Annotated in this window: 2 protein-coding genes; both read left to right on the top strand. The window is 71.0% G+C overall.

What is annotated here, in order from left to right; translation table 11 throughout:
- Window positions 1-94 precede the first annotated feature (94 nt).
- On the top strand, window positions 95-955 hold the full coding sequence (locus tag EF903_RS32205) for a MetQ/NlpA family ABC transporter substrate-binding protein (protein WP_125548489.1): 861 nt from the start codon (window positions 95-97) through the stop codon (window positions 953-955).
- A gap of 222 nt (window positions 956-1177) precedes the next feature.
- Window positions 1178-1855 (top strand): GNAT family N-acetyltransferase, encoded by a 678-nt coding sequence (locus tag EF903_RS32200; protein ID WP_125548488.1) that lies wholly within the window; start codon window positions 1178-1180, stop codon window positions 1853-1855.
- The last annotated feature ends 5 nt before the right edge of the window (window positions 1856-1860 follow it).

The raw sequence follows: 1860 nt of genomic DNA, 5'->3' as shown, positions 1-1860 counted from the left end.
CCCCCCCGAGAGCCCGCACTCGTCGTGCTTGGGCCACCACCTGCAAGACCCGCGCACGACCCGCGCACTTGCACCGCAATGAAAGGCACTCTTCGTGCGTAAGAACACCAAGCCCACCGCCCTCGCCGCCGCCACCGCCGCCCTCGCCCTCGGCCTCACGGCCTGCGGCAGCGCCTCGGACCCCTCCTCCGCGGCGTCCGGCGGCGCGGCGGACGAGGGCAAGCCCCTCGTCGTCGCGGCCTCCCCGAGCCCGCACGCCGACATCCTGAACTTCGTCAAGGACAAGCTGGCCGCGAAGGAGGGCCTCAAGCTGGAGGTCAAGGAGTTCACCGACTACGTCCTGCCCAACACCGCCACCGAGCAGGGCCAGGTCGGAGCCAACTACTTCCAGCACAAGCCGTACCTCGACGACTTCAACAAGAAGAACGGCACCCACATCGTGCCCGTCGCCAACGTGCACCTGGAGCCCCTCGGCCTCTACTCCAAGAAGGTCAAGGCCATCACGGACCTGAGGCCCGGCCACACCGTCGCCGTGCCCAACGACACCACCAACGAGGGCCGCGCCCTCCAGCTGCTCGCCGCGAACAACCTGATCACCCTCAAGGAAGGCGTCGGCACCAGCGCCAAGCTGTCCGACATCACCGACAAGAAGGGCCTGGAGTTCAAGGAGCTGGAGGCCGCCACCGTCCCGCGCGCCCTGAACGACGTCGACGCCGCCGTCATCAACGGCAACTACGCCCTGGAGGCCAAGCTCTCCCCGGCCAAGGACGCCCTGGTCCTGGAGAAGTCCGAGGGCAACCCGTACGCCAACTTCCTCGCGGTCAAGGCCGGCAACGAGAAGGACCCGCGCGTCGAGAAGCTCGCCAAGCTCCTCAACTCCGCCGAGGTCCGCACGTTCATCGAGGAGAAGTACCAGGGCTCCGTCACCCCGGCCTTCGGCGCCCCCGCCTCCTGACCCCGCCACCGCGCCCCGCACCGGGCGCGGCCGCCCCGGGCACACGGCCCCGCACACCCGACCGGGCGTGCGGGGCCGCGTCCTGCCCGCGAGCGGGCAGGGGCGGCCATGCACACAGGCCGTTCGATGCTGCATGCTGTGGCTGGACGGCCCGCACGACGGCGCCCCCGCCCACCAGGTCCCGCACCACGGTCGCCCCACCTCTCAGGCATGGAGCTGCGCATGACTACCACCTTCCCGGACGTCACCATCAGCACGGACCGGCTGGTGCTGCGCCCCTTCGACGTGGAGGACGTCACCGCGCTCGCCGAGATGATGAACGACGAGCACGTCACCGCCTGGACCCCCGCACCGCACCCCTACACCCACGCCGACGCCCACGGCTGGGCCACCCGGCACGCCCACGCCGAACGCACCAGCGGCCGCGGAATCGTCTTCGCCGTCGCCGAGTTCCTCACCCAGCGCCTCGTCGGCACCGTCCACCTCAAGAACACCGACTGGCGCACCCGCAGCACCGAGGCCGCCTACATCACCGCCCCCTGGGCACGCGGCGAGGGATACGCCGGCGAGTCCGTCCTCGCCGTCGCCCAGTGGCTCTTCCGCGACCAGGGCTTCGAACGCCTCGAAATGCGCACCGCCGCCGACAACACCGCTTCCCAGCAGGTCGCCCAGAAGATCGGCTGCATCAGCGAGGGCGTCCTGCGCAACGCCTGGATAGCCCGGGTCCAGAACGCCGACGGCAGCTGGAGCCGCGCCCGCACCGACCTCATCGTCTGGAGCCTCCTGCCCGAGGACCTCGAAGACGCCGACGACGCATACGGCGCCTCCGACGGCTACGGCCACGCCCACACCCGCCCCGCCGAGAGCGGCGGCCTGCGCGTCGGCGCCGACTGGAACTGACGCCC

Source organism: Streptomyces sp. WAC05292 (assembly GCF_003949955.1).
Classification (GTDB): Bacteria; Actinomycetota; Actinomycetes; order Streptomycetales; family Streptomycetaceae; genus Streptomyces; species Streptomyces globosus.
The sequence above is the reverse complement of the archived record's forward strand: the minus strand, read 5'-3'. Positions and strand labels throughout refer to the sequence as shown.